The organism is Hymenobacter cheonanensis (assembly GCF_030581075.1).
GTDB lineage: Bacteria > Bacteroidota > Bacteroidia > Cytophagales > Hymenobacteraceae > Hymenobacter.
Window position 1 is genome coordinate 205,622 of sequence record NZ_JAUQSW010000010.1, and the last position, 25,364, is coordinate 230,985.

The 25,364-nt window shown below is 64.6% G+C and carries 15 protein-coding genes; 10 read left to right on the plus strand and 5 right to left on the minus strand.

Annotated features, from left to right (window positions below):
* Positions 1 to 292: 292 nt before the first annotated feature.
* The 3 genes from Q5H89_RS18320 to Q5H89_RS18330 all read left to right on the plus strand — a co-directional run bounded on the left by Q5H89_RS18320 (position 293) and on the right by Q5H89_RS18330 (position 4,071).
* Entirely contained in the window at positions 293 to 2,080 is a 1,788-nt protein-coding gene (locus Q5H89_RS18320; RefSeq protein WP_305020799.1) for a S8 family peptidase, read from the plus strand.
* 39 nt (positions 2,081 to 2,119) lie between these two features.
* Complete coding sequence (locus Q5H89_RS18325; protein WP_305020800.1) at positions 2,120 to 3,136, plus strand: YitT family protein; 1,017 nt, start codon at positions 2,120 to 2,122, stop codon at positions 3,134 to 3,136.
* Positions 3,137 to 3,234: 98 nt separating this feature from the next.
* Positions 3,235 to 4,071 carry an MOSC domain-containing protein gene (locus Q5H89_RS18330; RefSeq protein WP_305020801.1) on the plus strand — a complete coding sequence of 279 codons (837 nt, stop codon included), beginning with the start codon at positions 3,235 to 3,237 and terminating at the stop codon, positions 4,069 to 4,071.
* 151 nt (positions 4,072 to 4,222) lie between these two features.
* On the opposite strand, the gene Q5H89_RS18335 is transcribed toward Q5H89_RS18330, so the two are convergent.
* Positions 4,223 to 5,239: a LacI family DNA-binding transcriptional regulator gene (locus Q5H89_RS18335; RefSeq protein WP_305020802.1), complete on the minus strand. Its 1,017-nt coding sequence runs from the start codon at positions 5,237 to 5,239 to the stop codon at positions 4,223 to 4,225.
* Between the two features lie 306 nt (positions 5,240 to 5,545).
* Between Q5H89_RS18335 and Q5H89_RS18340 the strand changes: the two genes are divergently transcribed.
* The 7 genes from Q5H89_RS18340 to uxuA all read left to right on the plus strand — a co-directional run bounded on the left by Q5H89_RS18340 (position 5,546) and on the right by uxuA (position 17,235).
* Complete coding sequence (locus tag Q5H89_RS18340; protein ID WP_305020803.1) at positions 5,546 to 8,743, plus strand: SusC/RagA family TonB-linked outer membrane protein; 3,198 nt, start codon at positions 5,546 to 5,548, stop codon at positions 8,741 to 8,743.
* 225 nt (positions 8,744 to 8,968) lie between these two features.
* Positions 8,969 to 10,477: a RagB/SusD family nutrient uptake outer membrane protein gene (locus tag Q5H89_RS18345; protein WP_305020804.1), complete on the plus strand. Its 1,509-nt coding sequence runs from the start codon at positions 8,969 to 8,971 to the stop codon at positions 10,475 to 10,477.
* Positions 10,478 to 10,656: 179 nt separating this feature from the next.
* Positions 10,657 to 12,522 carry a glycoside hydrolase family 2 protein gene (locus tag Q5H89_RS18350; RefSeq protein WP_305020805.1) on the plus strand — a complete coding sequence of 622 codons (1,866 nt, stop codon included), beginning with the start codon at positions 10,657 to 10,659 and terminating at the stop codon, positions 12,520 to 12,522.
* Positions 12,523 to 12,617: 95 nt separating this feature from the next.
* Positions 12,618 to 14,096, plus strand: a complete 1,479-nt coding sequence (locus Q5H89_RS18355) for a hypothetical protein (RefSeq protein ID WP_305020806.1) — start codon at positions 12,618 to 12,620, stop codon at positions 14,094 to 14,096.
* A 5-nt stretch (positions 14,097 to 14,101) separates the two neighbouring features.
* Positions 14,102 to 14,956, plus strand: a complete 855-nt coding sequence (locus Q5H89_RS18360) for a sialate O-acetylesterase (RefSeq protein ID WP_305020807.1) — start codon at positions 14,102 to 14,104, stop codon at positions 14,954 to 14,956.
* Positions 14,957 to 15,084: 128 nt separating this feature from the next.
* Entirely contained in the window at positions 15,085 to 15,906 is an 822-nt protein-coding gene (locus Q5H89_RS18365; RefSeq protein ID WP_305020808.1) for an SDR family oxidoreductase, read from the plus strand.
* A 162-nt stretch (positions 15,907 to 16,068) separates the two neighbouring features.
* Entirely contained in the window at positions 16,069 to 17,235 is a 1,167-nt protein-coding gene (gene uxuA, locus Q5H89_RS18370; protein WP_305020809.1) for a mannonate dehydratase, read from the plus strand.
* Between the two features lie 111 nt (positions 17,236 to 17,346).
* On the opposite strand, the gene Q5H89_RS18375 is transcribed toward uxuA, so the two are convergent.
* The 4 genes from Q5H89_RS18375 to Q5H89_RS18390 all read right to left on the minus strand — a co-directional run.
* Positions 17,347 to 18,183, minus strand: coding sequence for a hypothetical protein (locus Q5H89_RS18375; RefSeq protein ID WP_305020810.1), 837 nt, complete (start codon positions 18,181 to 18,183; stop codon positions 17,347 to 17,349).
* A gap of 57 nt (positions 18,184 to 18,240) precedes the next feature.
* Entirely contained in the window at positions 18,241 to 20,238 is a 1,998-nt protein-coding gene (locus Q5H89_RS18380; protein WP_305020811.1) for a hypothetical protein, read from the minus strand.
* Between the two features lie 4 nt (positions 20,239 to 20,242).
* On the minus strand, positions 20,243 to 25,111 hold the full coding sequence (locus Q5H89_RS18385; RefSeq protein WP_305020812.1) for a hypothetical protein: 4,869 nt from the start codon (positions 25,109 to 25,111) through the stop codon (positions 20,243 to 20,245).
* Positions 25,108 to 25,364 (minus strand): hypothetical protein (locus Q5H89_RS18390; RefSeq protein ID WP_305020813.1); only part of this gene is annotated, 257 nt, incomplete at its 5' end. The genes Q5H89_RS18390 and Q5H89_RS18385, both read right to left, overlap by 4 nt.

A 25,364-nucleotide genomic window follows, 5' to 3' on the forward strand; every position in this document is an offset into this window, starting at 1 on the left:
TCGGCATACTATGTTGGGTATAAAATCGCCACTATTTATTCTTTATTCTACTCCAGGCGCCAAGAGCTATTCGCTGCTCATTTAATAAATAATTACGCCTTAGCTAACCTCGCCTCGACCATTATCGTGGCGGGTGAATAAAAAGGCTAACGCTTACGTTCATTTATGTGCTGGGCCGGGGCTAGGGCCCGGTCGTACTATTGTGGTGGCCAACGGGCGGGCGCAACGCACACCCGGCCTGGTCCGTCTTATACCCGGCGACGGCTTTTCGCGTCCCGCTTATTTTTTGCTGATGCTTCCCAACTCACTTGCTACCTGGCCGCGCCTCGCGCTGGCGGCTTCTCTTCTTTCTACTGCCGGCTGCCGCGTGGCGCAATCGCCCACCGCTACGGCCGCAACGGCGGCGGTGGCAACCCCGGCGGCCCCGGCAGCTATGCCGGCGGCGCCAGCGGTTGCCGCGCCTACGCCCGATGTGGCGGCCCCCGCCACGCCCAGCACGCCCGCCGGCCCCACCGTGGCCGAAGCCGAGGCTGCCCAGTGGTACCTGCGCGACCCGCAGCTCGATAAAACGCCCGGTACCGGCACCACCCGCGCCTACGCTGAGCTGCTGAAGGGCCGCACGCCCACGGCCGTGATTGTGGCCGTTATCGACTCGGGCATCGATACGGCGCACGTGGATTTGAAGCCTATTCTGTGGCGCAACCGCGGCGAGATTCCGGGCAATGGCATCGACGATGACAAGAACGGCTACGTGGACGACGTGCGCGGCTGGAATTTTATCGGGGGTAGGGATGGGCGTAATATCTCGGTTGAAACCCTGGAGTCGACGCGCATTGTGGCCAAGTACGGGCCGCGCTTTGCAGGCAAAACCAGCGCCCAGATAGCGCCCGCCGACCGGGCCAACTACTCACTGTACCTGAAGGCCAAAAAAGCCTACGATGCCAAGCGCAAGGAGCTGACGAGCGAGTTGGCCCAGGCCGACCAGATGACCGGCCCGCTCACCCAGATGACGGGCATGTTGAAGGAAAAGCTAGGGGTCGAAAAGCTCGATACGGCTACTATGCGCCGGGCCGCCGCCCAAATTGCGGACCCCGACTTTAAGGGCCTGCTGACTTCGCTGTACCAGAATATGAAGCAGGGCGGCATCGGCGATACCGACGCGCTTATCGCGGAGTTGAATAACGAGCTGAAGGACCAGCGCGAGCAGCTCGATTACAGCCTCAATACCAAGTTCAACGGTCGCGCCGACATCGTGAAGGATAACCCCGACGACCTCACGCAGCGCAACTACGGCAACAACGATGTGACCGGCCCCGACCCGCTGCACGGCACCCACGTGGCCGGCATTATTGCGGCGGTGCGCGGCAATAACCTTGGCGTGCAAGGCATTGCAGCCTCTCCGGTGCAGGTAATGAGCGTGCGCGCCGTGCCCAACGGCGACGAGCGCGACAAGGACGTGGCCAACGCTATTCGCTACGCCGTGGACAACGGGGCGCAGATTATTAACATGAGCTTTGGCAAGGAATTCTCGCCCCAGCGCCCGGCCGTAGAAGCGGCTTACAAATACGCCGCCAGCCACAATGTGCTGCTGGTGCACGCCGCCGGCAACGAAGACGATAACCTTGACCTGATACCGCACTACCCGGCCGCGTTTTACTTGGATGGCTCGACGCCGCTCAACCTGCTGACCGTGGGCGCCAGCGGCCCCACCGACGACGCCAACCTGCCCGCCAGCTTCAGCAACTACTCCAAGCGCCAGGTCGACGTGTTTGCGCCCGGCGTGGGCATTTTCTCGACCCTACCCGGCAATAAATACGGCTCGGAAAGCGGCACCAGCATGGCCTCGCCCGTGACGGCCGGCGTGGCGGCCGTGCTCAAGTCGTACTACCCCAGCCTCACGGCCGTAGACCTCAAGCGCATCATCCGGCAGTCGGCGCAGGTGCACCACACCCAGGTGCTGGTGCCCGGCGAAAACGGCAAAAAGGCCGATTTCAGCACCCTCTCGGCCACCGGCGGCATCGTTGATTTGTACACCGCCCTGCAATTAGCCGCCCAGGCCGACGCGGCTAAAAAACCTTAAGTTTTCGGCAGCGCGCCGGCTTTTTTCGTAGAGCCGGGTATGCTTCCTCAACTATTCATCTTGGAGCGCCTGCGGCGGCTGAAGGCAACCCAGCCCGCCGCCGCAGCTGCTAGCCCCACCGAACTGGCCGCGCACCCGGCCGTGGCCGATGCGCACTTGCACAATCCGCCCGGCCACGGCCAGCCCGACGAGTCGTGGCTGCGCCGGCACCTGCGCGAGCTGCTGTACCTGATAGCGGGCGTGGCTTCGGCCGCGCTAGGGCTCGAATCTTTTATGCTGCCCAACGGGCTGTTCGACGGCGGCGTTACGGGTATTTCGCTGCTGGCGGCGCGCCTGCTGCCCGGCGACCCGCCCCTGTCGGTGCTGCTGGTAGTACTCAACCTGCCGTTTGTGTGGCTGGGTTACAAGCAGTTGGGCCGGGGCTTTGCCATCCGGGCACTGCTGGCCATCGTGGCGCTGGCCGTGGTGCTGGAAACCGTGCACTTCCCGGTTGTGACGCAGGACAAGATGCTGATTGCCGTGTTCGGCGGGTTCTTTCTGGGGGCCGGCATTGGGCTAGCCATGCGCGGCGGCGGCGTGCTCGACGGCACCGAAATTCTGGCCGTGTACCTCAGCCGCAAAGCCAGCCTCAGCGTGGGCGATTTTGTATTGGTACTCAATATCTTAATCTTTATTGTGGTAGCCTTGGTGCTTGATGTTCCTACGGCACTCTACTCCATTCTTACCTACCTAGCGGCCTCCAAAACCATCGAGTTTGTGGTCAATGGCATTGAGGAGTACACTGGCGTCACTATTATTTCGGAGAACAGCGATGCCATTCGGCGCGCGCTCACCGAGCGCCTGGGCCGGGGCGTTACGGTATATGCCGGGCACCGGGGCTACGGCTCGCGCGGCGAGCAGCCTAGCCCCATCGACATTGTATTTACGGTAGTTACCCGCCTGGAAGTGAGCCAGGTAACGGCCGAGGTAAATCAGCTCGACCCGCGGGCTTTCATTATTATGCACAGCGTGAACGACGCCAAGGGTGGTATGGTGAAAAAGCGGGCGCTGCACTAGGCAAACGGTATAAGTTAGAAGGCATGAATTATGCGTCTCTATCCTGGGAATTTATACTTCATACTTTCTAACTCATAACTTTTACCGAACTTTGCACTATGTCTGCTCCTGGTGCTTCGTTTACCCTCACGGGCCTTTTTATCTATCCGGTTAAGTCGCTGGGCGGCATCAGCCTGCCGGCCGCCGAGCTTACGCCGCAGGGCCTGCGCCACGACCGCCGCTGGCTGATAGTAGACGAGCGCAACCGCTTCCTGACGCAGCGCGAGCACGCCGCGATGGCTCTGCTGGCCGTGGAGCCGGCCTACAACGGCTTTTTGTTGCGCCACCGCCAGCGGCCCGAGCTGCTGCCGCTCTACATTCCATTTGAGGCGCAGCCCGATAAAACGCTGTTTGTCAGCATCTGGGATGACATGGTGTGGGCCTGGCGCGGCACGCCCGAGGCCGATGCCTGGCTGACCGACGCCCTGGGCCAGCCCTGCAAGCTGGTGTACATGTCGGACATGGCCCGGCGCGAGGTAGAGCCTGACAAGCCAGAGCTTAACCCCGCCGGCACGCTCGTCAGCTTCGCCGATGGCTACCCCTACCTGCTGGCCACCGAAGAATCGCTGGCCAAGCTCAATGCCCAGCTCGCCGAGCCGGTGCCCATGAACCGCTTTCGCCCCAACTTGGTGGTGCGCGGCGCCCCCGCCGATGCCGAGCTAACCTGGACCGCCTTGCAGATTGCGGGGCAGGCGTTTCGGTCGGTGCGCGGCTGCGGGCGCTGCGTGGTCACGACCATCGACCAGGCCACGGCCGAGAAGCACCCGGCCAGCGAGCCCCTGCGCACCCTAGCCACCTACCGCAAGCCCGACCGCAAAGTGCTATTCGGCCAAAACGTGACCGGGCCGGCCACCGGCCGCGTGCAGGTCGGCGATGCAGTGGTAGTGATAGGGTAAAAGCTATGCGTTTCAGCGGGCGGCTAGGGGCAGTTCGCGCCAGGAGCACCGGCCAGAGGCCGGCGAAGTACCGGGCCCAAGGTAGTGCCTTGCGCCAGCGAATAAGCAAGCAAACGGCCGGGCCAAGTAGTGCCCCGGCCACCACGCGGCGCTACTTCACCGCCGTAGAGCGGCGCTGCACTAGCTCCGAGTTCAGCACCACGCTTTGGCTGGGCAGAATGGGGCGCTTTTTTTCTACGGCGCGCAGTAGAATGCGGGCGGCCTCGCGGCCGATGTCGTGGGCGGGCTGGGTAATGGTAGTGAGCGGCGGGTCGAAGAGCGAGACGCTTTCGAGGTTGGAAAAACCCACAATTTTTACGTCTTCCGGGATGCGGCGGCCCAGCGCGCGGCACACGTGGTAGGCACTCACGGCCAGACGCTCGACCGAGGCGAAGATGCCGTCGATGTCGGGCCGGCGGCGCATCAGCTCTTCGATAAGCTCCACGTTGCGCGGGTTGTCCATGGTGCCGGCCAGCACGAGGCCGGGGTCGTGGGGCCGACCGTGGGCCGCTAAGGCGTCAAGGTAGCCTTGGTGGCGGTTGTGGCCGATAGATAGGTTGTTGGAAATCAACAGGTGCGCAATTTGCTGGCAACCCGCCTCGATGAGGTGTTCGGTGGCCTGGTAGCCGCTCTCGTAGTCGTTGGTCGTGACCTTGGCCGTAGGAATCTCGGCGCGCACGCGGTCAAAAAACACGAGTGGAATGTTGGCTTCCCGCAGGCTTTCGATGTGCGAAATATCCTCGGTGCCGCTGGCTACCGATAGCAGAATGCCATCGACGCGCCCGCCCTTGAGGTGCTGAATAATGGCCACTTCGCGGGCGTAGTCGTCGTGGGTGAGGTAAATGAGCACGTGGTAGCCGCTCTGGCGGGCGGCTTCCTCGATGCCGTTGATGGCTAGGGCAAAAAAGTGGTTGGTAACCTTGGGGATGACCACGCCGATGGTTTTGCTCTGGTTGCGGCGCAGGCTGCTGGCATAGGCGTTGGGCTCGTAGTTGAGGGCGGTGGCCAGGGCACGCACCCGCTCCTTGGTGGCGGCCGATACTTCGTGGCTGTCTTGCAAGGCGCGCGAAACCGTGGCGATAGACAAGTTCAGCTCCTCAGCCAAACGCTTGAGGTTCACGGGCTTCATAATATACTAGCAGCTAAGGGAAGGGAAAGAGCGCAGGGGCGCGGGCGCCCAAAAGGCGCCCATAATTACCGGGCAAGTTAAGCCCACGCCCTAGCCAACCCAGCCCGGCAGCCCCGGCTATCGGAAACGTTTACGTAAATAAACCGCCGGGCCAGAGTATGAATAAGGGATGAGTAGCCTGTACTTCGCAGAGCAGACGGCTTCAGTGGCCCGGCTAGGGGAGTCTCATTCTCAGCACGTTGCGGCGGCCTTGCTGCAACGTAATGGGCCGGCTGCTCTATTTCCAGCACCCTTTTCCCACCCATTATGACAGCTCCTCTACGCTCGGCGCGTTGGCGCTACGTTCGGCCCCTGGTTTTGCTGCCCGCCCTCAGCCTGGGCCCCAGCGCCTACCTGGCGGCGGCGGCTCGCCCGGCCACCCACCACGTTTCGGCCTGGGCCGATGTGACTATTACGGGGCAGGTACTCGACGAAAAAGGTGCCCCGCTGCCTGGCGTCAACGTCATCGTGAAGGGCACGAGCATCGGCGCCCAAACGGGCGTGGATGGCCGCTACAAAATAGTGGCCCCCGACAACGGCACGCTGGTTTTTTCCTTCGTAGGCTACGTGGCTAAGGAGGTGGCTGTAGGCGGCAAAACCTCGATTAATGTGTCGCTAGCCCCCGATGCGGCCGGCCTCGACGAGGTGGTGGTAGTGGGCTACGGCGCTCAAGAGAAGAAGCTGCTGGCCACGTCCATCAGCTCCATTCCGGCCAAGCAGGTTGAGCTTATTCCGGTGGCTAGCCCCTCCGAGGCGCTGGTAGGCCTGGTGGCGGGCGCCCAGATTACCGAGCCCTCGGGCGAGCCCGGCGCGGGCGCCGTTATCCGCATTCGCGGGCTAGGGTCGATTTCGGCCGGCAACTCGCCCCTGTACGTGGTGGATGGCTACCCGCTGAATAGTGCCGACAGCTACAACCAGATTCCGCCCGGCGATATTCAGTCAATTCAGATTCTGAAAGACGCGGCGGCCTGCGCCATCTACGGCTCGCGCGGCGGCAACGGCATCGTGATTGTGACCACCAAGCGCGGCACGGCCGACGGCAAAACGCGCTTCAACTTCACGGCCAACGGCGGCATTCAGCAGGTGGCCAAGCGCATAGATTTGCTCAACCGCGACCAGTACCTCGACTACCTGCGCGAGTCGTTTACCAACGGTAACCGCGCCATTCCGGCCGCCTTGCAGCCCGGCGCGCCCGCCCTGCCCGACACCGACTGGCAGAAGGAGATTTTCACCACCGGCGTGCAGCAGCAGTACCAGGTGAGCGCGGCCGGCGGCACCGAAAAGTCGCGTTTCTACATTGCGGGCGGCTATTTCAAGCAGAGCGGCATTGTAAAGAACTCGGGCTTCGAGCGCTTTTCGCTGCGCGCTAATTACGATGCCCAGCTGAGCAAAAAGCTGACGCTCGGGGTGAGTTTGAGCCCCAACTTTACGCGCACCAACACCATCCCGATTTCGGGTAGCTACAACGGCGGCAACATTGCGGGCGGGGGGCCTAGCGGCGAAACGGCCGTAGTAACGGCCGCGCTCATCCTGCCGCCCATCATCCCGACGCGCTTGCCGAATGGCGACTACGGCACCATCCGCAACGCCGGCTCGGGCGTGACCACGCCCGGCGACTTGCTGAGCCCGCTGGCTACCATCGACTTATACCAGGACCGCACCAACGCGGTGCGGGCGCTCGGCTACTCGTACCTCGACCTGGAAGCCATCAAGGGCCTGCACCTGCGCACCAGCTTCGGGGCTGAGTTGCTCAATAGCCGCCGCGCCATTTATGTGCCGGCCACGCTGGGCACGGCCGGCAACCAAGCGGCCAACCTGTCGAACCCCATTCTGGGCAACATCGACGCCCGCCAGCTCAACGGCACCAACCTGAACTGGGTGTGGGAAAACACCGCCACATACAACCGCACCTTCGGCACCAACCACAGCCTGACGCTGCTGGCCGGCTACTCGGCCCAGTACAACCAGAACGAGGGCAGCACCGTGCTAGGCCAGACCGGCACTTACACCAATACCTCCATTGAGTACGCCACGGCCGCCGGCCAGCTGTTTGGCCAGGCCAACTACTCGGCTAATGCGCTGACTTCCATCTACGGCCGCGTCGATTACGCCTACAAGGAGCGCTACATCCTCACGGCGGCGCTGCGCTCGGATGGCTCGTCGCGCTTCGGCCCCGACAACCGTTACGCCACGTTCCCCTCGGTGGCGCTGGCCTGGCGGGCCGGCCAGGAAGAGTTTATCAAGCGCTTCCCAGTTATCTCGGAATTGAAATTGCGCGGCAGCTTTGGCGTGACGGGCAACAACAACATCGGCGACTACAACTACCAGAGCTACCAGCAGGCCGCCAACTACGTGTTTGGCACCGGCAACGGTACCCGCGCCTTCGGCTTTGCGCCCAACGGCGTGGCCGTGCGCAACCTGGGCTGGGAAACCAACACGCAGTACGACGCCGGCTTCGACCTGGGCTTGTTCCGCGACCGCATCTACCTGACGGTGGCCGCCTACCAGCGCAACACCACCGATTTGCTGCTCAACCGCAATATTCCGGCCCTGGTGGGCTTCGCCAGCCGGGCGCTAGCCAACGTGGGCGAGGTGCGCAACCGCGGCCTGGAATTCCAGCTGAACACCGCCAACATCACCGGCAAAAGCTTTACCTGGAGCACCTCGGCCAACCTGAGCATCAACCGCAACGTGGTGCTGGCCCTGGCCGGCTCCAACGACCAGCTGCTTTACGATGCGGTGTTTGGCTACACCAGTTCCATTCGGGTGGTGCCGGGCCAGCCGCTGGGCACCTTCTACGGCTACACCCAGGAGGGTGTGTACCGCGACCAGGCCGACATCGACGCCAGCCCCAAATGGACGGCCAGCACCGTGGCTCCTGGCGACCTGAAGTTCAAGGACATCAACGGCGATGGCAAGATTGACTCGAACGACATCGGGCCCATCGGCAACCCGTTTCCCAACTTCACTTACGGCCTGCTCAACACGTTTGGCTACAAGAATTTCTCGCTCAGCGTGACGCTGCAAGGCTCGCAGGGCGCTGAAATTCTGTACGGCGCTGACCGCTACACCTTCAACTCGCCCGGCCAGGCCAACGCCCGCACCAACCAGCTCGGCCGCTGGCACTCGCCCTCCGACCCCGGCGATGGCCGCACGCCGCGCGCTACTTCGGGCGCCTCGCTGCGCACGCAGTTCAGCTCGTATTTCCTCTACGACGCCTCGTTTTTGCGGGTGCGCAACATCACGCTGCGCTACAACATCCCGACCGACTGGGCCGGCAAGGCGGGCTTGCAAAGCATTGGCGTGTACGCCTCGGCCCAGAACCTGTACACCTTCACCAAGTACTTCGGCTACAACCCCGAGGCCAACAACTACGGCAACACCACCGCCCCCACCTACGGCGTCGACCAGGGCTCGTACCCGATGGCGCGCACCATTACGGTAGGGTTGCAGGCTGGCTTTTAGGGAGCAGCCCCACCCCCGGCCCCTCCCCTGGGGGAGAGGGGAGCCGGACGCTCGCTAACGTCTGCGGTCAATTGGCTCCCCTCCATGGCTAGCGAGCGAGCCACTCGGCCAGGGCGAAGCAACGTCTGCGGTCAAGTGGCTCCCCTCCCCCGCAGGGGAGGGGCCGGGGGTGGGGCTACCCGCTTTAAGCCGATAGTATTTTCTACCTAACGACTCATTCCCACCATGACTATAAAAAACATACTCACCAGCGGCACCCTGGCCGCCGCGCTGGGGCTAGCCCTGCTCGGCACCAGCGCGTGCAAAAAGGACTTTATCGACCTCAACGACCCTACGCGCCTCGTTACCACCAACGGCTACACCGACTCGCTGAGCATCGTGAACGGCGTGACGGCCGCCTACTCGTCCTTGCAGGACACCTACGGCAAGTCGGGCGCCAACCGCGGCATCTTCCTCTTCGGCGAGGTGCCTAGCGACAACAGCTACACCGTGGTATCGGGCGAGCGCCTCAACGAGTTCGACACCTTTAGCCTGGTGAGCGACAACCCGCGCCTGCAAAACATGTGGCAGTACAGCTACCAAACCATTGCGCGCTGCAACATCATCCTGGGCCGGGCCGATGGCGTGAAGCTGACCGCCGCCACCCGCAACCGCCTCTACGGCGAGGTGCGGCTCATTCGGGCGCTCACCTACTTCAACCTGGTGCGCCTCTGGGGCGATGTACCGCTGGTAACCACCGAGATTGCCAACATTGCCGATGCCTACACCTACGGCCGCCGCCCGGTAGCCGAAGTCTACAAGCAGATTGAGGACGACCTGGCCTTTGCCGAAGCCAACCTGCCCGTGACCCAAACGGGCGTCAACCTGGGCCGCGTCACCAAGGGCGCCGCGCAGGGCCTGCTGGGCAAGGTGTTTCTCACCGAGAAGAAATACAAGCAGGCTAGCGACGAGCTGAAGCTGGTAATCGACGCCGGCACCTACGCCCTGCAAGCCACCTACGCCAACATCTTTTTGACTACCAATGAGATGAACAGCGAAATCCTGATGGCCGTACGCTACACCAAAGGCGGCTTTGGCGTGGGCAGTCCGTTTACCAACTACTTCCTGCCGGCCGTATCTACGGCCATCGCCGCCACCGTGAATGGCGGCGTGGGTACCGGCCAGCAGTTCAACAGCGTGGATGCCGACCTGGTAGCGGCCTTCACGGCCAGCGGCACTACCGATGTGCGGGCGGCGGCTTCCTACGGCACGGCCACCACAACTACTACTCCCATTTACTACACCAGGAAATACAACGACACGCCCACCACGGCCTACGACGCCGAAAACGACTGGATAGTGCTGCGCTACGCCGACGTGCTGCTCCTATACGCCGAGGCCCTCAACGAGCAGGGCGGCGGCAACGCCGCCGCCCTGGATGCCGTGAACCGCGTTATCCGCCGCTCGCGCAACCTGCCCGTGGCTACCGCCGCCCCGGCCGTGGACCTGCCCGCCAGCACCGACCAAGCCACCCTGCGCACCCGCCTCGAATTGGAGCGCCGCCTGGAGTTGAATTTTGAAGGCCACCGCTGGTTCGACCTGCTGCGCACCGACCGCGCCATCACGGTGATGAATGCCTACTTCACCAAAGCCGGCGCAACTACCCGCATCGACGCCCATAACCTGGTGCTGCCCCTGCCTTTGCAAGAACTGCAAACCAACCCTATTTTAACCCAGAACCCGGGCTATAACTAAGCGCTATTTAACTACGCAATAACCGTTTGTCATTGCGAACGCAACGCAGTGGAGTGCGGCAATCGCACCTGCACGAAACCCGCACCTATCGTTCCGCCAGGGTCGTTCTAGGGCGATTGCTTCGCTTTGCTCGCAATGACAAACGATTATTGGAAGCCTACCTTCTCCTTTTCCCGCCTATGCTTTTCCGCCCCTGGCCCCGCCTGCTGGCTGCCCTGTTTTTCGCCGCCGGGTTCTTGGCTAGCCCCGCCGCCCGCGCCCAGTCGGGCCTTATCCAGAATGCGCCGGCCCGCCGCGTGCTCAGCCTGAATGGCAGCTGGAACTACATTATTGACCCCTACGAAAACGGCTTCTACGACTACCGCCGCGAGGCCTTCGACCAGTCGAAAACCGGCAAGGGCGGCTACTACGACAACCAGAAGCCCAGCAGCTCGCAGGAACCCGAGCTGATTGAGTATGACTTCGACCACTCGCCCGCCCTGCAAGTACCCGGCGACTGGAACTCGCAAGACCCCAAGCTCTTATACTACGAAGGCACCATCTGGCTGAAGAAGAATTTCAAGCTGACGCCCACGGCCGGCAAGCGGTATTTCCTGTATTTCGGAGCCATCAACTACGAGGCGCACATCTACCTCAACGGCAAAAAGCTGGGCATGCACCGCGGCGGCTTCACGCCCATTCAGTTTGAGGTGACGGGCAAGCTGGCCCCTGGCGGCGACAACTTCGTGGTGGTGAAGGCCGACAACACCCGCCACGCCGACGCCGTGCCCACTATCAACACCGACTGGTGGAACTACGGCGGTATCACCCGCGATGTGTTCGTGGCCGAAGCGCCCGGCACCTTCATCAAGGACTACGAGGTGCAGCTTGCCAAAAACGACCCTGGCACCCTCATGGGCTACGTGCAGCTGAACGGGGCTAGCCGCGCCGGCCAAACCGTGACGCTCAACATTGCCGAAGCCGGCCTCAGGCAGACGCTGAAAACGGATACGGCTGGCCGCGCCACCTTCCGCGTTTCGGCGAAGAAGCTGCAGCTGTGGTCGCCTTCAACCCCCAAGCGCTACGCCGTGAGCCTGGCCAGCGGCGGCGATGTGGTGCAGGACAAAATCGGTTTCCGCACCATCCAGACCAAGGGCCAGGACATTTTGCTGAATGGCAAATCGGCCTTTATGCGCGGCATTTCGATTCACGATGAAAACCCGCTCATTCCCGGCCGGGCGCGCGGCGAAGGCGACCTGCGCATGCTGCTCACCTGGGCCAAAGAGCTGGGCTGCAACTACGTGCGGCTAGCCCACTACCCGCACAACGAACTCATGCTGAGGCTAGCCGACGAGATGGGCCTGCTGGTGTGGGCCGAGGTACCCGTGTACTGGACCATCGCCTGGGAAAACCCCGCTACCTATCAAAACGCCGAAGCCCAGCTCTCCGACCTCATTTCGATGGGCAAAAACCGGGCGAGCGTAGTGGTATGGTCGGTGGGCAACGAGACGCCGCTCGGCGACCCGCGCCTGAAATTCATGACCAGCCTTGTGAAAAAGGCGCGCAGCCTCGACGATACCCGCCTCGTGGCCGCCGCCCTCGAATTGCACCGCACCCCCGACGACGTGGTGCACGTGGACGACCCGCTGGGCGAGTACCTCGACCTGACGAGTTTCAACGAGTACGCCGGCTGGTACTGGGGCGGCCTGCCCAGCGAAATCACGAAGTACAAATTTGATATCAAGTATAACAAGCCGGTGTTTATCAGCGAGTTTGGCGGCGATGCCCTAGCTGGCTACCACGGCGACGCCAACACCCGCTGGAGCGAGGAATACCAGGAGGCGCTCTACGTAAACCAGCTCAAGATGCTGGGCACCATCCCCGGCCTGCGCGGCATGACGCCCTGGATACTGGCCGACTTCCGCGCCACCCGCCGCCAGCACCCGGTGTACCAGAACGGCTTCAATCGCAAGGGCTTGATTTCGAGCACCGGCACGAAGAAAAAGGCTTTCTACGTGCTGCAAGAGTATTACCGCCAGCAGGCAGCTAAGTACGACGGCAAATGAATAGGAACTCAGTAACGACCCTAACGCGCAACCCCACCCCCGGCCCCTCCCCTTCGGGAGAGGGGAGCCGGACGATTGAACACGTAAGCCCCGCCGTGGCTCCCCCTCTCCCCAAGGAGAGGGGGCCGGGGGGTGAGGTGCGCCGCCTGCTGACGCCTGCTTTACTTCTGTTCAGCCTCTCCATCGCCCACGCCCAAACCTCGCGCGACAGCGCCGAGTACACCCTGCGCGTGGCCGCCAAAAAAACCATCAATAACTCGACCGTTGACGGCAAGGCAGGCTTTTCGGAGTACAACTACTACCCCACCCGCACCATCGCCACGCTGCAAGGCTTCGCGCCGGCCGAGGTGAAGCTTGATAAGTACGGCGGGCGCTTAGACCGGCGCACCAAGGCCACCGGCTTCTTCCACGTCGAGAAACTAAACGGCCGCTGGTGGGCCGTGGACCCCGACGGCTACTACTTTCTGCACAACGCCCCCAACGACGTGCAGCCCGGCGGCTCGGCCCGCACCCAGCAGGCCCTGAAGGAAAAGTACGGCGACCGCGCCGGCTGGATGGGCGCCACGCGTAAGCTCTTCTTTGCCAATGGCTTCAATGGTGCCGGCGCGTGGTCGGCCACCAAGGATATTCAGGCGGATAATGCCCGGGCCGACCAGCCGCTGGCCTACACCATCAACCTGGATTTTATGAGCAAGTACGGGGAAAAGCGCGGCGGCACCTACGTGCAGCCCGGCCACAAAGGCTACCCCAACGACGTGATTTTCGTGTTCGACCCCGGCTTCGAAGAGTTTGCCGAGCAGCACGCCAGGCAGCTAGCCCAGAATAAGAAGGACAAGAACCTGTTCGGCTATTTCTCGGACAACGAGATGCCGCTGCTGCGCAAAAACCTCGACGGCTACCTCAGGCTGCCCCCTAGCGAGCCCGGCTACGTGGCCGCCAAAAAGTGGGCCGACGAGCGCGGCATCACCCTCGAAACCATCACCGACCAGAACCGCCAGGATTTTCTGGCGTATGCGGCCGAGCGCTACTTCTCCATTGTGGCCAAGGCCATGAAAAAGTACGACCCCAACCACCTGTACCTCGGCTGCCGCTTCCACGGCGCCCAGCGCTACTACCCCGAGCTGCTGCGCGTGGCCGGCAAGTACCTCGATGTGGTGAGCATCAATTACTACAACAACTGGACGCCCGAAAAAACCTGGGTGCGCGACTGGGAGCAGCTTGCCGGCAAGCCCTTCCTCGTGACCGAGTGGTACGTGAAGAGCGAGGATGCGCCCGGCCTGGCCAATACCGCCGGCGCCGGCTGGGTCGTGAAAACGCAGGCCGACCGCGGCCTCTTCTACCAGAATTTTACGCTGGGCCTGCTCGAATCGAAAAATTGCGTGGGCTGGCATTGGTTTAAGTATCAGGATAATGACCCGACGCTCGTGGGCGCCGAGCCCTCGAACACCAACGCCAACAAGGGCATCGTGGACAACTACCTGAACCCCTACCAGCCACTGCTCGACAAGATGAGGGAGCTGAATTTTCAGATGTATCACCTGGCCGATTTCTTCGACCAGCGCCCGCCGCAATAATGAAAATGAGCGGGACACTTCTCTTGGCGGGCCTGCTGGCGCTGGCCTCGGCAGCGGGGGCTAGCGCGCAGATGCCGGCGGGGCAGCCACGGCTGCGAACAGTGGTAGCGCCGCCCGCGCGCAAGGAGAAATTCCACTTGTATCTGCTAGTGGGCCAGTCGAATATGGCCGGCCGCGGCTACGTCGAGGCCCAGGACACCGTGCCCAGCCGCCACGTGCTGCGCCTGAGCCCGGCCGGGCAGTGGGAAATTGCCAAGGACCCCATTCACTTCGACAAGCCGGTGGCGGGCGTGGGGCCGGGGCTAGCCTTCGGCCGGGCAATGGCCGCCGCTGACACCAGCGTGACCATCGGCCTGATTCCGTGCGCGGTGGGCGGCTCGGGCATTGAGGCCTGGGCGCCCGGCGCCTACTTCGCCGATACCAACGCGCACCCCTACGACGACGCGCTGGCCCGCGCCCGGCTAGCCCGGCAAGCGGGCACGCTGGCCGGCATTATCTGGCACCAGGGCGAAACCGACAGCAGCCCGGAGAAAAGCCAGGCCTATGGGCCGAAGCTGGCGGCGCTCATCGCCCGCTTTCGGGCTGACTTGCAGGCGCCTGCGCTGCCCTTTGTGGCCGGCCAGCTGCCCGCTTTTCAATTTACCAAAACTGCGCCCGACGGCACCACGCAGCCCAACCCCGGCGCCAGGCGCGTGAACGCCGCCGTGGCCGCGCTGGCCCGCACGGTGCCGCACTACGCCTGCGTATCGGCCGCCGGCACCACCGACCGCGGCGACCACCTGCACTTCGACGCCCGCTCGGCCCGCCTGCTGGGCCGGCGCTACGCCCGGGCCATGCAGCGGCTGCAACGCCGCCCCTAGCCACGCCGGTCCTGCGCAACCAGCCTCATCCGCTTATCCGGCCCGAAGAAGACACCTGGCCGCAAACGCTGGGCAAGCACAAAAATTTATCCACAAATATTTTATAACCAGCTTTATACGCCTTGTTCATGCCTGCTTTAAGTCAATTTTCCTTACAGGATAAAGTCGTTGTTATTACCGGGGCTACCGGCGTGCTAGGGGCTTCTATGTCGCTGGCCGTGGCCGAGGCGGGCGCCAAAGTGGTGGTGATGGGCCGCGACGCGGGGCGGGCCGAGGCGCGGGCCGCCGCTATTCGGGCGGCGGGTGGCGAGGCGCTCGTGCTGCTGGCCGACGTGCTCGACCAAGCCCAGCTCGAAGCCGCCCGCGACCAGGTACTCGCTACCTGGGGCCGCATCGACGGGCTAGTAAACGCCGCCGGCGGCAACCTGCCCGGCGCCACCGTGAGCCCGAGCCAGGATTTATTTGACCTGCGCATCGCCGACACGCGCCGGGCGGTAGACCTCAACCTGTTCGGCACCATCATCCCAACCACCGTTTTCGGGCGCGTGATGGCCCAGCAGGGCCGGGGCGCCATCGTCAATATCTCGTCGCTTACGGCGCAGCGGCCCCTCACGCGGGTGCTCGGCTACACGCTGGCTAAGAGCGCGATAGAGTCCTACACGCAGTGGATGGCCGTGGAGCTGGGCCAGCGCTACGGCGGCCAGATTCGCATGAATGCCATCGCGCCCGGTGTGTTTCTCACCGAGCAAAACCGCCACCTCATGCTTGAAGCCGACGGCACCCTCTCCGACCGCGCCCGCAGGTTCATGGCCAACACGCCCTTCCAGCGCTTTGGCGAGCCCGAGGAGCTGACCGGCACGCTCATCTACCTGCTCAGCGATGCCTCGCGCTTCGTAACCGGCGAAACGGTGCTGGTCGATGGCGGCTTCAATGCTTACAGCGGCGTGTGAGCCTGACTACTTGTTCGTTGAAATAGCGCATAACACACTGGCAACCAAACTATTTTCCATACTGAGCCTGCGAAGCATCTTCTCGCCGCCGAACAAGCAGCGCAAACCTGATAAGATGCTTCGCAAGCTCAGCATGACGGACGTTTTTTTAAATCAATAACTATGACCTTTCTCCAAAGCTGGCGCTGGTTTGGCCCCCATGACCCCGTGAGCCTGGCCGACATCCGGCAGGCTGGTGCTACCGACGTGGTATCGGCCCTGCACCACGTTCCGAACGGCGAGGTGTGGCCGGTGGCCGAAATCCAAGCGCGCCAGACGCTCATTGCCGGGGCCGGCCTCACGTGGAGCGTGGTGGAAAGCGTGCCCGTGCACGAAAATATCAAGACCCGCACCGGCGATTTTCAACGCTATATCAGTAATTATCAGCAGTCTGTCCGCAACCTGGCGGCGTGCGGCATTTTCACGGTTACGTATAATTTCATGCCCGTGCTCGACTGGACGCGCACCGACCTGGCCTTTCCGGTGGCCGACGGCTCGCGGGCGCTGCGCTTCGAGCGGGCGGCGTTCGTGGCCTTCGATGCGCTGCTGCTGCGGCGCCCCGACGCGGCGCACGCCTACACGCCCGAGGAGCTGGCCCGCGCCGAAAAGCGCCTCGCCCAAATGAGCGAGGCGCAGCGCGAGCAGCTCCAGCGCAACATTATTGCGGGGCTGCCGGGCAGCGAGGAGAGCTTTACGCTAGCCCAATTTCAGCAGGCACTGGATGCGTATGCGGGCATCGATGCCGAAAAGCTGCGCCAGCACCTCATCTGGTTTTTGCAGGAAATTGTGCCGGTGTGCGAGGAAGTGGGCGTGAACCTGGCCCTTCATCCCGACGACCCGCCCTACCCCATTCTGGGCCTGCCGCGCGTGGTAAGCACCGCCGCCGACGTGGCGGCGCTGGCCCAGGCGGTGCCCTCGCCGCGCAATGGGCTGTGCTTTTGCACCGGCTCCTTCGGGGTGCGGGCCGACAACGACCTGCCGGCCCTGGTGCGCCAGTTTGCCGAGCGCATTCACTTCGTCCATTTGCGCAGCACGCAGCGCGATGCCGAGGGCAACTTCTACGAAGCCAACCACCTGGAAGGCGACGTGGACATGCCCGCCGTAATGCACGCGCTTATCGGGGTAATGCGCCAGCGCCAGGTGCGCCTGCCCATGCGCCCCGACCACGGCCACCAGATGCTCGACGACCTGCACAAAAAAACCAATCCCGGCTACTCGGCCATCGGCCGCCTGCGGGGCCTGGCCGAGCTGCGCGGCCTGGAGCTGGGCCTCACCGCCCGCCTGGCCTAAGCCCCGGGCCGGGCGCCAGCCCGGGGCGCAGCGGCGGGCTAGCTTGCCCCGGCCCCGAACCGGGCCTAGCCAAAGCCGGCCTTGGCCTGGCCCGGTTCGGGGCCGGGGCACTTATTTTTTCTCAATCAGCATTACGATGGTGCTGCACAGCTGCTTCTGGTAATCAATCATCAGCTTCAGGTCCGGCGAGTCGGTGGCGAGCTGCAAGTAGGCCGCCAGCCGGTCGCATTTTTCCGGCGAAAAAATATCGAGCTTATCGAGCAGGTCGATATCGGCCTTAAACCTGGCAGCCTCGGCGTCGGTGAGATATTTTTTTAATTTCAGCCGCTCAATCAGGGCCAGATGCACTTCCTTGGACAAGGACAGCAGGTTGTCTCTGGTCAACGTGTAGCACACGGTCGTTACCACCGGCACGCCGCTCACCATCGAGAGGCAAAAGGCCACGTTGGTGCCCGCCGCCACGGCGTTGTTGCGCAAAAAATTGTTGGCGGCGCTCTGAAGCGGCACCTGCCACTCGGTGCGTGGGCTAGCCTTCAGGTAAGCCTCCAGCTGCGTAAATAGCCTGGCGTACGTGGTTTTGGCGGCCACGTTTACCGGCCCTTGCAGCACAAAGCCATCGCGGCGGGCCGGGTCGGCGACGAGCAGCAGGCTGCTCACCCGCTGCTTGTCGCTAAACGTGCAGTCGATGCGGTAAAAGCCCGCCTTGGCGGGCCGGCCCAGCACCACATCGCCCTGGTTGCGGGGCTCGCTCGCCTGGCTGAAGTCGTTGGCGATAAGCACCGGGCTGCTGCCTATTATCGTGGCCTGCACGGTTTCGCCCGCTACGTAGCTCGGCTTGGTAAACTTCACAATCTGCGCCGCGCCAACCTGGCTGGCTAACAGGCTGGCAACCAACACAAGCCCTTGCAAGTGGGCTAGCCGCAAGCGGCAGCAAACAAAGCGTTTCATGGGGGAAAGAAGTTAAGAGGTGGTGAAAATGAAAAAGCCCTGCCCGGCGCACCGGGCTCAGTACAGGGGCCACTTAAGCAGCAGGGCGGGCTGCCCGGCGGGCTGGCCACAGGCGCCGGCCAGCGGCTCGGGGCTGGCGGCCACGAGGTAGAGCCAGCCGTTGGCCAGGGCCATCCCTTCGATAGCCGTGTGGTAGCAGGCCGCGTAGGCGTTGATAAGCTTGCTCAGATTGACCAGCGTTTCAGGCTTTTGTGCCGGCACGAAGTGGTTGTCCTTATCCAGGCCGATGGCTTCTACCACGTAGCTGTTATCCGGGCCGGGCCGGCTGCTGTAGGTCGATTTGAAGGCCAGCAGGCGCCGGTAGCGCTCATCATACACCAGGTCGGTGTAGCGCCAGCCCGCGCCCGCCACCGAGGGCGGAAAATCAAGGCGCAGCTCTTCTTCAAAAGTCAGGCTGGTGGGGAGGCTGTCGGCGTTGACCCCTACTTTAAAGCGGCGCAGCAGCCCGTAGGCACTGCCGGGCTGGTTTTTCAGCAGGAAGCAGTGCCCTAGCCGGGCATCGGCCGCAATGCCTTCATTGGCCGCATTGCCTACATCGGCGCCAGGCATTCCCGCGCCCGGCAGCGCCCGGAGCGGGTTGGCAGTAGCGGCGGCAGGGGCAGTACGCAGGTCGCACACCAGTACCCGGCCGCCCAGCTTATCGCTGAGCAGCAATGCCTTGGCTTTGCGCTTGCTTTGCCACAGGGCAGCGCCCCCAAGCTGGCGCCGGGCGGGCCCGCCCGGCTCGGTAAGCGCGGCCTGGGCGCGGAGGGTTTCGCGCCGGGTATCGAGGGTAAATAGTAAGTCGCACGTTTCCGCCAGCAGGTACAGCCGGGCCGAGTCGGGCAGCGCGGCCAGGGCCGTCAGGCGGTTGGCCTGCCCTAGCATACGCTGCGTACTGGCGTTGTAGAGCACCCCGGCGCCGGCGCCGGGCCGGGCCGTGCGCAGCCGAAACACCAGCTTGAGCTGGCGAAACTGCCGCCGCGCGGGCAGCAGCTCAAAAGCCGGGGCGGCGGCCAGCTCCTCTACGCCCCGCTGGGCCAGCTCCCCACGCATAAAGCCCGCATCCTGCACCACCGACGGCCCGGCAAACTTGGGGCCGGGGGCTACCGCCGGCCCGGCGGGGCCAGCCCACAGCATACTGCACAAGGTTTGTGCGCAGGAGTCGATTTGTGAGTCGGCCAGCAGGGGCACCGCCCGGCCCCTCCCATTCCGGAGGAGGGAGAACGTGGTGTCGCTCAGCAAACCCAGCAGGCCGGGCAGCAGCTTAGTGGCCAGGCTGCGGGCTAGCCGCCGGCCGGCGTAGGTGGTAGCGCGGCGGCACGTATCCAGGCTGGCCAGGCCGTCATCCAGCACCAGCAGGGCCAGGGGGTTGTCGGTGCCCAGCACCAGGGCAAAATCGTAGCCGGCGCCGCACGGCCGGGGGCAGGCGGCCAGCTCCGGGGGCAGCGCCTCGGCCAGCACGGCCACCCAGTTTTTCCGCAGCTGGTCGTTCCAGGCTTTGCGCAGCGTGTCGAGGCGGGCGTGGCGCAAGGCACTGTCCAGCAGCGTATAGGTGCGGGCCAGCGGGCGGGCGGCGGCAGCGCTGGCGGGCCGCAGGGCCGATGGCACCGGGGTGGCCGGGGCCTGGGCGCTGTACGCATAGTAGCTGCGCAGGGTAGCTTCGGCGGGCTGAGACAGCCGCACTTGGTACAGGCCCGGCGCCTCAAACTCGCCCAGGTCGCAGCGCCGGCTCACCTGCCCTGCCAACGGGATGGCGTTGGGCCGGCGCAACCGGCTGCCGCGCCTGGCCGGCCGCACCTGCTCGCCATACTCAACCGGGCTATAGTATTTTGTGCCGGGCAGCAGGTCGTTTTGCACCTCCAGCATACTGCCCACCGGCCGCAGAGAGTCGAGGTTGAGCAGCAGCTTATCGTGGGCGTAGCACACGGCGCCGCCCCGGCTCACGACCAGGGTTTGCGCGGCGCACCGGCCGGCCGGCAGGGCTGCCAGCAGCAGCAGAAACAGGTAGCGCATGGCCTTAGGGGGTAGGAAGCGGGAGCACGTAGGAGAAAATCAGCCGGTAGCGGGGGTCCTGCCGGGGGTCGGGGCTGGGCTCATAGTAGGGCTCGCTAGCAGTGGGCCTGTCGCTTAGCTCGTCGTTTTCATAATACTCAAACTCGGCTAGGGTAAGCGTGGCCCCGGCGGCGGCAGGCAGCATCCCGGCGGGCAGTTTCAGTATGGTATCTTCTTTATTATCAATTTGTTGATGATAGCAGAAATGACCAGCGTTTGCCTGCGGCGGCCCTAGCCCACTGTTTGCGTCTATAAATTCGGTGGCCGCTTCCAGTGCCGCTTCGGTGCCGGGCTGCTCGATGGGCGCCAGGTACCGGGCCGCCTCGGGGGTGGCCGGACTGATGTAGCAGGCGAGCAGATTGGGGGGGCCGGGCCGCTGGTGGCTAGGGTTGAGGCCGGCGGGCCAGCTTATGCGCAGCTCTGCCGCTCGCGTTATCGTCAGGCTGCGGGGCGGCAGGGGCTGCCAGAAATCGGTCAGCACCAGCTTCGAGAAGCAGTAATGCTCGGAGGGGTGCCCGCCCACCAGGGGCCTGATGCTGTGCGGCTGATAGCGCGCCAGCGCCAGGCGCACAAACGGGAAGTACTCCGCCAGCAGGGCCGCCTCGTCCAGGTACACATCCACGTAAAACTTTCCCTCGCGGTAGTAATAGTCGGCGGTGTCATCGGTGTAGCCGGCCCAGCAGTTGAGCTGCTCCGGCGAGGCAAAGCACACCTCGTAAAGCACGTAGCGCAGGCAGTGCTGGCTCAGGATTTCCAGGCCGGGGCCGGTGCCGGCAAACTGCGGCTTGTCCCACTCCAGGTCGCCGAGCGGCACCTCGTACACGGGCCTGGGCTTGCCCGCCGCATCCCGAAAAAACGTATCATCCATCGTTCGCCCAATGCCCTGCACCGTGGCAATGGGGTCGCTGCCCAGCTGGCTGATGAGCTGGCTGACGCTCAGCTCCTGGTAGCCGGCCGCCGGCGGGCCGAAGGCCAGGGTATTGCGCGAAGAAAAGACCGGCGGGCTCCAGCCCGCCGGCGGTGTGCCGGGGTCGAGGCCGAAAAAGATGGCCACCTGCTCGCCCCAGCCCGTGCAGTACCAGTCGCCCTCGAAGTACAGGCGCACGGCCCGGCAGCTGCGCGCCACGGGCCAGCCACTCTGCAGCTGGGTGGCCGTGGGCGCGGGGCCGGGCGGGTGCCAGTGCAGCAGCGGCACCAGCTTTTCCAGCACCGGCTCGGGCGGGCGGGCGGTGCTGCGCACTTGCAGCAGGTCGGTGGCGGGGGCTTCCAGCAGCTCTTTGCGCAGCTTTGCATCGTTGTAGTGCGGTGCCGGGGGCGCGGCGGGGGCGCCGGGGCTAGCCGGCAGCAGCGCCTGCTCCACGGTGGCCACCAGCTTGCTGAGCGGGGCAAAGGCGTGGCCCGTAATGCTGTGCGCATCGTCGGGGCTGTGGGCTAGCCGGTCCTCGAAGTAGGCGCTGAACTTCGACACGGCCTCCACTTCGTAGGCCACCCGGTAGGCGCGGGTGCCGGGCAGGGTGTGGCGCAGCTGGTCGAAGCACACATCGCGCTCGCGCACGGGGTCGGCGGGGCCGCTGCCGCTGCGCCGGGGCTGGATGCCCGCCTGCACGGGGAGCTTGCTCACCTCCACCCGGTAGCCGAGCGGGGCGCGCCGGTCGCACACCACGCCTGCCACCAGGGCGTGCAGGCGGTAGGTTTCGGCCGTAAGCACCGGAAACTCGCTGAACGCCAGGCTAAACTCCAGGCTGGCCGCACCGGGCGCGCGCTCCTGGGCCGCAAAGCTCTGGCAAAGTACCTGTAGCTGAAACTGGGGGTCGGGGCTGCCGGCCGCCTGGGTGTAGCGCTGGTAGAGCAGGCAGGGCTTCTCGACGGCGTGCACAAACGTGACGGGCGGCTGGTGCGGGGCTGGCTGCTGGGCGGGCGGCAGGTCGGCCGCCGCCCAGGTAAGGGGCACGCTCAGCGGCGAGGTGTACACCTGCGTGATGCCTGCCAAAAACAGCTCATCGCGCGGCCACTGGAGCGCGGGCCTGGCCGCCGCAGTGGCAGGAGCCGCCGGCCCGCTGGCAGCCGGGGGCCGGCACGGTTTGGGGAGCAGGCAGGCCAGGCTCATCTCGTGCGCAAAGCCCCGCCGCAGCTTAAAAATACTTTGCACATACTGCGGGCAGTCGGGCGCCTGGGCTGCCGTTTTTTCCAGCACCAGGCTGGCCACGCCGGCCGCCGGCTGCGCCGTTGTCAGGCAGAGCCGGTGGTAGGGCTTCTTCCGCCACTGGTCCCACTTGTCGCTCATGGCCGCCAGCCCCATGGGCAGCTCGTAGAGGTGGCCGTCCAGGGTCAGCTCGTAGCCATCCACTACGGGGTCGGTGAGGTAGCTCACGTAGCCGTCTTCGCGCACGCGGGGCGCGGTTTCGGCCGGGCTGGCTTCGGGGGCCGCCACGTAGTCCCAGTCGATGAGCTGCCGAAACAGGGTGGCCGGGCTGCCGGCCTGCCGCAGCGCATCTACTACGCCGTGCTGCATCAGCAGCGCCAGGCTCATGCGGGGCGGGGCTAGCAGCCGCACATCGTCGATGGGCTCGGCTACCAGCTTGGTGCCATCGAAGCAGCTGCGCACAACCAAGGTATGGGGCTGCTCGTGGGTGCCCTTGCCCCAGTGCTGCTGCCGGGGGTTGGTGGTACTCAGGAAGATGCGCGGCAGTTGCACGCCATCGACGCGCCGGTGCGTAATGGGGCGGGTGAAGATGTCGGCAACCGGCTGGCCGCTCCCAGCTGAGGCGGGCTTCGAGCTTAGAAAGTCTTTGAATTTGGCATGCACGCTGCCCGCGCACCAGTCGCCGCCCGCGCGCAGGCGCTCGTGTACGGGCGGGGCGCTCTGGCCGGCCAGGTCAACCGGCCGCAGGGCAAAGCTGTAGCGCCACAAAAAGCGCAGCGGCACCAGCGACTGCGCCGCGGCCGTGGCGCGAATGCGCAGGCCGGGGGCACGGTACTCTTCCTCCTTTTCCTCGGCGTTGCCGAAGGGAGTTACCAGGTTCCAGTCGTTCCAGTGAAACAGCTCTTCGTCGGTGTAAAAGAGCGTGTCGTCGGTGCTGGCCTGCACCGACTCTAGCAGCCAGCCTTCCAGCTCATCGTGCCCTAGCGGCTGCTGCGGGCGGGCCGGCGCGGCATAGGTTTCCCGCTTGCTGCAAAGCGACGAGGCCAGCAGCTCGTCGTGCCGGTTCAGCGCTACCACATCTACCCGGTAGCCATGGTGCACGTTGTGCTGGTAGATGAGGGCCGAGTTGACCAGCAGCGCCGCAATGCCGGTGTTGTCGGCCTCGCCGCCCGCCGGGGCCTGCCGGATGGCCCGCAAGCGCTGCACGCTGGGGTTTTGGGCCAGCACCGCGCTCAGCACATCGGGCAGGTTGCTGACGCTGAGGGTAATGCCGCTGGCCGAGTAGCCGTTGTGCTGGCTGCCCCGCTGCTGGCTAGCCCCGGCCACGGCCGGCGACAAGCGCTGGAGCAGGTCGGTGGCCGTGGCCGGGGCAATTTTGAGGCTACCGCGCTGCCGCAGCACCACGTTTTCCAGCTGCCTGAACAATTGGCTGCGGTTGAGCAGCTGGCTTTTCACGCTAAACCGGGGGTTGTGCATCAGCACGTAGTCGCGAAAGCCAGCAAACAGCGCCGCGTCGCGGGCCTGGCTGGCATCGGCCTCCTCCTGCCAGCTGCCCACGCGCCAGCGCAGCGAGTGGGTAGTGGGCGCCAGGTCGCCCTCCCCCGGCCCGGCCGCCAGCAGCTCTACGGCCGTAAACGCGCAGCTCACGTCGAGCTTGTTCAGCCAGGCCAGCCAATAGTCGCCGGTAGTGGCCGGGGCGGCGTTGAGAATACGCTGCAGGAAATCCTCCTTATCTTCCATCGAGAAGATAGAGTTGTTGAGGTCGGGCTGCAGGTCATCCAGGGCAAAAACGTCGTCATCGACGGCGAGGAAGAAGCGCGGCTCGTTAGGCTGGCTGGCAGGCACCTTTTTAAGCAGCTCAGCCCGAGCCGCTTCCACCTCCCTGGCTTCCAAGGTGTAGTGCCAGAGCCAGCCGGTGCGGCGCAGCAGCTCGGGGTGCTGGGCATAGGCCGCAAAGCGCTTGTGAAACTCGCTCGACTCGGCCAGGTTGCGCTCGTTCACCTCGGTCAGCTCCAGCCGCAGCAGCAGTCTGTTCAGCTCCAGCTTGTAGTCGGCATAGATGGCTTCGAGGCGCTGGTGCAGCCTAGCCAGCGGGGGCGAGCGGCGGGGCAGTTCGCGCAGCAGCGGGTGCGCCAGCAGGGCCGGTACATCGAGCGCTTTTGCGTCCAGCTCGGCTATCATATCGTGCAGCACCCGCCCAAAGGCCAGCTGCTCGCGGCCCGTGGTGGTGGCCGCGGGCTGCTGGCGCAGGGCGCGGGCGGCTTCCCGCAGGGCTTGCTGCAGGCTGGCGCGCAGGCTATCGGCCGTCAGGAGCTTGGCCAGGCGAAAGGGCGTGGGCGGGTCTTGCCAGTTGCTGACCGGGGTATCGGGGGGCATCATCTGGTGCCACAGCTGCTGGTTTTGGGCGGCCTGGTAGCCCCTGGCGGCTGGCCCGGTAGTGCTGGCCAGCAGCCGGGAGCCATACGGCTGCCAGCCGGGCCCAAAGGCGTAGAGGCGGAAGCGAATGGCGCGCTCGAAAAAAGCTGCGTACTGTGGCCAGCTGGCTACCTCGGGGTAGTCGCGCCCCAGCTCGACGCGGCTGCCGCGCTGAAACAGCTGCGGACTCAGCGACAGCGCCACTTGCAGGCAGCCCGCCTTATCGACGGAGCTGGCGGGCAGCGCCGTGGCAATGATGCGGATATCCTTGCTCATGAACAGGGCAGCATGGGGGTGAAATAATACGTGTCGTAGAGGCTGGCCAGGCGGCTCAGCGACTCGCCTCTGTCTTGCAGCTGCCGCTGCTGGGCCATCGCCATGTCACGGTATTCGGCTTCGGCGCGGCGGGCGTGGGCCAGGCGCTGCTCGGCGCGGCGCAGGCGGCCCAGCACCCGGTTGCGGCGCTGCTCCAGGCGCGCCAGGCGGGCGCTGCCCACCGGCGGCGGCACCGCCAAGGGTGGCGGTGGGG